Origin of the sequence: Candidatus Vampirococcus lugosii (assembly GCF_018420025.1) — a bacterium.
GTDB lineage: Bacteria > Patescibacteriota > Gracilibacteria > Absconditabacterales > Absconditicoccaceae > Vampirococcus > Vampirococcus lugosii.
Genome location: NZ_JAEDAM010000041.1, coordinates 1 through 8,401, shown reverse-complemented (window position 1 = coordinate 8,401; position 8,401 = coordinate 1). Strand labels below are relative to the sequence as shown.

9 protein-coding genes are annotated in these 8,401 nt (G+C 22.8%); 1 reads left to right on the top strand and 8 read right to left on the bottom strand.

What is annotated here, in order from left to right; translation table 25 throughout:
- Nucleotides 1–712 (top strand): FISUMP domain-containing protein (locus VAMP_RS03470; protein ID WP_275052395.1); only part of this gene is annotated, 712 nt, incomplete at its 5' end.
- Nucleotides 713–1,328: 616 nt separating this feature from the next.
- Here the strand turns inward: VAMP_RS03470 and VAMP_RS03465 are convergent.
- From VAMP_RS03465 to VAMP_RS03430, 8 genes are all read right to left on the bottom strand, one after another.
- Complete coding sequence (locus VAMP_RS03465) at nt 1,329–2,951, bottom strand: hypothetical protein (RefSeq protein ID WP_213349307.1); 1,623 nt, start codon at nt 2,949–2,951, stop codon at nt 1,329–1,331.
- 35 nt (nt 2,952–2,986) lie between these two features.
- The gene (locus tag VAMP_RS03460; RefSeq protein ID WP_213349305.1) at nt 2,987–3,466 is read right to left on the bottom strand and encodes a hypothetical protein; all 480 of its coding nucleotides are present in this window, start codon (nt 3,464–3,466) and stop codon (nt 2,987–2,989) included.
- A 78-nt stretch (nt 3,467–3,544) separates the two neighbouring features.
- A complete protein-coding gene (gene mltG / locus VAMP_RS03455) occupies nt 3,545–4,519 on the bottom strand; it encodes an endolytic transglycosylase MltG (RefSeq protein ID WP_213349301.1) in 975 nt (324 codons plus the stop codon).
- A gap of 113 nt (nt 4,520–4,632) precedes the next feature.
- Nucleotides 4,633–6,030 (bottom strand): C39 family peptidase, encoded by a 1,398-nt coding sequence (locus tag VAMP_RS03450; protein ID WP_213349299.1) that lies wholly within the window; start codon nt 6,028–6,030, stop codon nt 4,633–4,635.
- Nucleotides 6,031–6,057: 27 nt separating this feature from the next.
- Nucleotides 6,058–6,729 (bottom strand): pseudouridine synthase family protein, encoded by a 672-nt coding sequence (locus VAMP_RS03445; protein WP_213349296.1) that lies wholly within the window; start codon nt 6,727–6,729, stop codon nt 6,058–6,060.
- A 20-nt stretch (nt 6,730–6,749) separates the two neighbouring features.
- Nucleotides 6,750–7,091 (bottom strand): AAA family ATPase, encoded by a 342-nt coding sequence (locus tag VAMP_RS03440; protein ID WP_213349293.1) that lies wholly within the window; start codon nt 7,089–7,091, stop codon nt 6,750–6,752.
- 21 nt (nt 7,092–7,112) lie between these two features.
- Complete coding sequence (locus VAMP_RS03435; protein WP_213349290.1) at nt 7,113–7,493, bottom strand: ATP-binding cassette domain-containing protein; 381 nt, start codon at nt 7,491–7,493, stop codon at nt 7,113–7,115.
- 14 nt (nt 7,494–7,507) lie between these two features.
- Entirely contained in the window at nt 7,508–8,065 is a 558-nt protein-coding gene (locus tag VAMP_RS03430; RefSeq protein WP_213349287.1) for a hypothetical protein, read from the bottom strand.
- Nucleotides 8,066–8,401: the final 336 nt, after the last annotated feature.

Here is an 8,401-nt window from a genome sequence, read left to right as displayed (position 1 = left end):
TTGATCTTCATTTATTGTATTATGAGATAATAGTGAGATTGTAAAAAAACAAGATGGAACAAGTTTATCAGGTGATAGTTTGGATGAAGTATTTAGTTGAGTAAATGAATATGTAGAACAACAATGATCTACTTGAGCAAGTGATGGAGGCTGAGGAAGTACATGGACTTGTTGAGATGTAGTTTCTACTAATGATTGAAGTGAGAGTTATACAACTAAATCAATGCCAGACTGAAACTGTTGGACTAGTACCAATATGAAACACACTCCAAGTGCAGGAAATTCATGGTGTTATGATGATGATATTTCCAATTGTAATACATACGGTAGACTATATGATTGGGATGCTGCTATGACTGTATGTGAAGAATTATGAGCTTGATGGTCTCTTCCTTCTGATGCACAGTGGCAAGCCTTAGAAATCGGCTTGTGATGTACTGATTCTGAAAATATCAACTGGAGATGTGATGGTTTAGGATGGAATGCAAGTGGTCCTAATAGTAAGATGTGATGACTTATATCTTCATTACCAGGCTACCGCATTACGTTTGGTAGTTTCTACAGTTTAGGTATCTACAGTTACTGGTGGTCTAGTACTGAGTCTGGTAGTACTGTTTGGTCCCGCCACCTGCTTTCGAGTTTCGTTACTGTGAACCGCTCTACCTATAGTAAGGTTCTCGGGTTTAGTGTAGTCTGTGCCTTAGAACTATAACGATGAATGATCTGTTTTGTTTTTAAAATCATTCATCGTATATTTGACTCTTTGTTCTCTTTGACTCTTTACTTATTTTGATTTAGTTAACAAAAAAACATGATATATTCTTCTATCATGTTTTTTTGTTGATTTTTGCCTTGGCAAAAAATGGAAATATAACAAAAAAAAGTTGATTTTGAAGATCAAAAAAATATAATGAAAGAGATTTAGTAATATTAAAAAAATAAAGAGATGAAAAAAATAGCAATATGAATACAAGATTTTAAGAAATTAATAACAGATAATTTAAAAATTAATTAATTACTCTTTTATAGCATCTTCCAACTCTTTTTCTATATTTTTTGTTTTTTAGAACATTTTTACTTTTAGGTTCAAATATTTTATTTATAAGATATTAAAAAATAAGTTATATTCGTAGAGAATAAGTTTTAAAATTCAAACACAAAAAAAAAGACATTATTTTAATAAACTTAAAAACTGTGTCTTTTTTTGTTTTATATAAAAAACCAAATATATTACATCTAATGACTAATTTTTTCAATTATATTTATGAATAGTTTCTTTTAAAGAAATATATATCTTTATTAATATTTACATATATAATACTATTATATTAGTTTTTCCTAGAATAAGAAATTATATAATAAGACATATAAATAAAAACAGAAAATAATAAAAATAGAACTATATTAGTAACCGGTCATACTTTAACTTTAGTAACACCATCTATATTAAAACTTTCTCAGTCAGAACATTTAGCAACTACAGAATACCAATTATAAATCTCTTCTTCAGAATCAGGATCAAATGGATATTCATATTTATTTTCCTTTCTATCTGCAACTTTTTTCATTTCACTTATATTTGCAACTTCATTTTCTGACATATATATCTCATAAGTATCTACTCAATCTATTTCATCCCAAACTATATAATTTTTTCAATTTATTTTTTCTAATCTCAATTTTATTCAAGAAACTTGACAACTAGGAGAAGCCATCATAGATCATTCAATCACAACCAAACCAGATTCTTCTCAATCAACATTATCATTTTGATCCAAAGGATAAACTATTACATAAAAATCGTCATCAAGATCAACTCATTCCAAAACTGTTTCATTTTCATCTACTATAATCTCATTTCTTAAATTTTCTGACATCACATCTTCTTGAGAATTAGCATATGTAAACATAAATTTTGGTATTTGTCCTCTATATTGCCAATCAAAAGAAATTGAATTATTTTCTTTATTTTTTACAAATTTAACATTTTCTATTAATTTTTTTTCCAATATATTAATATTATCAACATTATCATATTCTTCCATATTTCACATAGCCATAAGTTCCAATCAAATTTCATAAGATCATGGATCATCAATTTTAATATTTCTTACAAATTTACCATTAGAATCTTTATCCATAGAATATGATTGATATCATTCCAATTTCAAATCAACAGATTCTACATTATCAGAAGTATAAACTATAAATTCAATATCATCTCATTGATTAACTTCATTTCAAGGATTTATTTCCAAAGATTGAAATACTTCTTCATCTTCTGGATAATAATCAAAACTTATTTCATCAGATTCTCAAACAACATTTCAATCTAAATCAAGTAATTTAACAATCATAGAAACATTTCATTCATAAGTATTTTGTATATATGTATTTATAGCTCAATTTTCATCAGTTATATCTTCTTTTACCATCTCTCAATCTATAAAAACTTCATATATTGTATTTGGTGCATTTGTTTCTCATATAACATTTATTGAAGAACTAGTTTCAGTTCCTCAATTAGCTGGAGAATAAATATCAACATCAAATTGATATTCACTTCATCAACCAGAAATATTTATTTGTGCTGTTCAACTAATATTAGGATCCATCAAATCTTCTACCAAAATAGTAAATTCTCAAGACTCCAAAAAAGTCAATCATTTAGTAAATATAACTTCTCATTGATCTTCCAAAGTAAAATCATAAATTCAATCACTAGGAAACTCAACAGACTCAAATCAACCACCACCTTCAATAACCATAAGCACACTTCAAACATGATCATCAACTACATTACCATCAGCATCTAATGCTCTAATAGTCATATCCAAAGTTTCATTCATATCGGCTGTATCTTTTTCTATAGATACATCAAGATCAGCAATCATTCAAAATGATATTCAAAAAGATAGAATAAAAAGAATCAAAGTCAATATTATTTTCATTTTGTTTATTGAATTTTTAATATAAAATAAATTTTTTAATTAGATGTAATATTAGGACTATCTGAACTTCAATCAGTAAAATTAAACATAAAATCAGATACATTTAATGAATCTATATAATCAGAAGAAATTCAATTTATAACAAACATTTCATCTTCCAATTTTATCTCTCATATATCAGTAATATATATATTTACTACTCATTCATTAAAACTAGTATTAAAATTATATTTAGAATCCAAATCAGATGCCAATATTTCTAATTCACTAGGATCATAAACAACTGTAAAAGATGCCGCAGATATTCATTTAAGATTAGTGTTTGAAACTATTTTAAGCTGTCATCAAGTTAAATTAGAATAAACATCTCATCTTATATTCTCTTCTTTATCTTGTATTCACAATATATCAGCTTTCAGTAAATCGGTAGTACTAAATACAAACATTATACTAAAAGCAAGAATAAAAGCTAAAACTAAAGCTAACAAATTCTCCTTAATAGATTCTAATTTCATCGTATGGATTTTAATTAGTTTATAAATACTAACTATTATATATAATATATATTAAAATGCAATTTTTATAAAAGTTTTTTATTTATTTAAATATTTACTTTTTAATATATTGTGTTCTTGTATATTGACACTTGAATGTATTTTTCAATTATTATCATGTAAATAATAACATTTGTTAGTACTATTATAATTTAATAAAGATTCAATTGTAATCAATTCAGGATTTGATATAGGACTTGGTGTAAGTCAAGATACTGCCCTAGTATTATATAAATTATCAGAATCATATAAATTTTCAACTATAACCGAACTAGTACAATATTTATAAGGTTTTTTTAATCAATAACATAATGTAATATCGGCATCAATTCTGAAAGCTCAAGGACATGATGAATTTAATCTATTTATAAAAATTCATGCTATTTCTGGTTTATTTTGATTAAGATTTTCTTCTTTTTCTATAATAGATGCCAAAATAATAATATCATAAAAACTTAAATTATAATTATTTCAATCTTTATTTAATTTTTGATTAAATCAATCAAAATCATTTTTATGCATTTCCCATACTTTTTTATTAAAATTTTGCAATTGCAAATCAACTAATTGTCATAAAAAATCTCATCATAAATCTATTTTATATGTATCAGGATATAGAAATCATTCCAAATTATTTATTTCAAAATCAAACTTCAAAAACTCATATTTTTCTATATATTTTGAAATATTTTTTTTATCAGATACATAATTTATATAATCTCAAAAATTAATATATCAATTATTAGCAAGATAATCATCTATATCATAAATAGATCGTCATTCTATTATTGTAATATAAGTATAATTTTTGTCTGGTCATTTATTTATTTTTTCAAAAAATTCACTTTTGGTATATGATCAACTAAAATTGTAAACTCAAGGAAAAATTGAAGTATCTTTATTATTTATTTTGTTATATGCCAATAATGAAATTTTATCTAAATAAGAAAAATCAGATATTAAATTTCTAAATCAATCTCAATGATTTATTACAAGTTGTTTATTTATTATCAAGTTTTTATTTAGTAAATAAAAAGAAAATAAAAAAGACAACAAAATTAACAAAAAACTATATACAAAGAACTTTTTTTTCATTACAAATATCAAAAAATATATAAATTATTAATTTATGAAGATAATTCTATAATTGATGAAATTTTATTATAAAATGATTTTTGAATATCAGAATTATTGAATCAAGTTTCAATATTAAAATATCTAATTCATTCAATATTTGCAAAATCAGAAAATCATCAATCTCAATCAATTTTATCCATCAAAACTACACTTATTCAATTTTTCATCAAATTTTCAAAATCAGAAAAATTATTAACTATAACAAAACAATTTTTGGGAATATCATTATTTTGATAAAATTCATATTCTTTAAAATTTTTTGAAATATCCATAAATCTATTATTATGAATAGCAACAACAGGTTTTTCTATATTTAATTTTGATAATAAATAATTTTTTATATTTTTAACAATAGATAATGCATCAGAAATTTCTTCAGTCATTTGATCAGGATTTTCAATAAGATATTTATAATAATTATTTACATCTTGTATTTGAGAATCTATAATATGTTTATTTAATTGCAAAATAGTTTTTAATGCTCATTCATTTGTAAAGATTCTATTAGGATCTACTCTCAACAATATATTTCATACACGAAATCTTAAAGATCTTTCTCAATTTTGTCTAAAAAATATTTTTTCTACATCATCCAAAGATTCAACTAAATTTAATGCAGAAGTCTCATCTTGATGAACAACGAGAGAAGTAAAATTTCATTTTCATTCATTATCTTTTTCTATCAAAAATGGAGAACTAACCAACATTTCTTCATCAGGTTTTTCAGCAATCATAAACACAGTTCAATTAAATTTTTCCAAAAATTCATCTATATCAACCTTGGATTCATTTTGATTATAAGGATCATTCAATATTAATTCATTTTTTTCAATATCATAACCAGAAATAACTAATAGATGAGAATCTTTTGAATATTGAGAAATAGATCACTTAAATCATACACTAGCAGTTACAAAATAATTTTCATTTAATGAAGAAACTAAAGAAATCATAAATTTTTGCTTTTCTTTTGGAAATTTTTTATAAAATCAATAAAGTCATAATTCTCTTGCCATTTGTAATAATCAATAATGCAACCAACCATTTTCTTTAGTAAAAAACTTATAAGATTTTTCTTTTGCATTATAAAAATCAAAAAAATCATAAGATTTTGTAGAATCATAATCTATATTTTCTATATCATAATTTATTTCACCATAAAAATATTTTAATCACATCAAAAGACAAATATAACCACATGATCTATCTTCCCAATATTTTGCTTTTTCATCATCAAGTCATAATTCTTTTAAATTTTCTTTTTTTTGAGAAATATGAGGAACTTGTTGACGAAAAAAATTTTTTTCTATATTTTGCAATAACATTTTATCAAATGTTCAATTTTTTGATGTTTTTATATTTCAATTAATAATTTCAGGACTATTCATTTCAAAAAATGAAATTAAATAATAAATTTATAAAATAGTATTTGCATATTTTATATCATAATCTCCTATTCTAGTTCTTCTAAGATATGATAAAGTTCATCATAAATTAAATTCTTTTCAAATCCAATAAGCAATAGATCTAATATAACAACCACTTCATACAGTAAATTTTATTTTCAAATTTGGGAAATTATAATCAATTATTTCATAATTAAACATTTTCATATTTTGAGATCTTTTAAGTATATTTCATTTCCTAGCTAAATCATAAGATTTTTTTCACTTAATTTTTTTTGCACTAAATGCAGGAAGTGGTAATTCATATTCTGGAATTAATAAATCTAATTTATTTTTTATATCAAATATATCAGGAGATAAAATACTTAATCATTCTTTTTGCAAAAAAAATTTTCAGTCCATAATTTTTGTATCATAATTTATAATTTCATTATGATAATCCATATCCCATGTATCTGTAAAAACAGAAAAATCAATATTTGCAATATAATCTTTATCTAATTTTTGTATACTTTCCAATAATTTGGTATCTTTATCAGTTCACAAAACTAATAATCAAGTTGCCATAGGATCTAATGTTCAAGAGTGTCATACTTTCTTTTTTCAAGATTCTTTATTTCTAATTTTTTTAACAACATCAAAGCTAGTTCGTCATTGAGGTTTATCTATAAGTAAAATCATTTGTAATACTAAATTATAAATTATGTTATTTGAAGTTCTTTCTCATTTTCATATATTTTTTCTTTAAATATATTTTCCAAATTTGATTTTAAATTTTTGGTCATATCTTCATAAATAATTTTTCAATTATATATTATACCAAATTTATCTGCAATATCTTGTACATCCGACAAAATATGAGTATTAAAAAATAATGTAACTCATTTTTCTTTTAATTCATACATTAAATCTTTTACAACCATCCTACCTAATGGATCAAGACCACTCATAGGTTCATCCCAAAAAACTATTTTTGGATCATTAATTAAACTAGCTGCCAAACCTAATCTTTGTCTCATTCATTTGGAATAAGATTTTACCATTTTAGTTTTGGCAAAAGAAAGTTATAATTTATCCAAAAGATTAATTCAATTTAATTCTGATTTCTGTTTGGACAATCAAGACAATTCTCACATAAAAATAAGAAATTCAATTCAATTTAAATGATCATAAAAGTAAGCATTTTCTGGTGCATATCATATATCTTTAAAAATAGAATTATTTTGATTTGGATTTTGCTCAAATATAGAAACTGTTCATGAATCATATTTCAAAAATCACAATATACATTTTAATGTAGTAGTTTTACCACTTCAATTTGGTCACAAAAATCAATATACTTGTCATTTTCAAACAACAATATTTACTCAATTCAAAACTTTTACTTTTTTAAAATTGTTGTTAAAAGATTTTTCTAATTCTTTTATCTCAAGAACTGTTTTCATATAGTTTATTTTAATTATATAAATAATTCACTATAAATACTATCAATTAACTTTTTTTTGTAAACATCTGGTTCATCCAAATCAGATAAACTTGTATAAGCTTTTCAAAGATCATAATTATAAATAATAGATACAATTAAATTTACAAATTCATATTTTACCTGCTTTGAAAAATCAAAATTTTTAATAAATCAATCAAGATAATCTATATAAGAAGAAATATTATTAAATTTATCAGGTTTATCATAATTTAAAACTAAAAAAATTTCCATATCTAACCTATCTCATAAAAATGGAGCAAAAATAAAAAATAAACTATTTATTGAAACTCAAGATTTTTTATAAAATAAATAAAAGTTTACAAATAACTCATCATTTATATTTTCCAAGATACATGATAACAATGTAGCAGTTATTTTATCTTTTTTTTGTTGATTTTTGATATCAGAAAATACTTTTTTTGCTTTTTTTTGATCATTTTGCACAGCTTTCACATCCTCTTGACTTACTTCTGATACTGTATTTCCAAGATTTCCATCTTCCAAAGAAAATCCTCAAAGAGACTCTGACATACTATATAAATTAGTTAAAACAATATAAATAAATATATGTATATATAATTTTTTTATCGAATATTTCAATAGATTATTAAAGTAAAAATATAGTAAAAACTAACCTTCTGCAATAATAAACTCATCTTTGTAGAACAAAATTTCTAAATCCTTGATTTAGACAAGGATTTGCAAGAAAATAAAAATAGATTTGTGTACTACACAAATTTTATAATTTTATTTTAAATAATTTAAATAATTTTTCTTGAAGCTCATTTATTTGTTCTACTTTATTTATATGTATATTATCTATTTTAAAGTAAACTTTACTTACATTTTTTAATTCAGTTAATAATG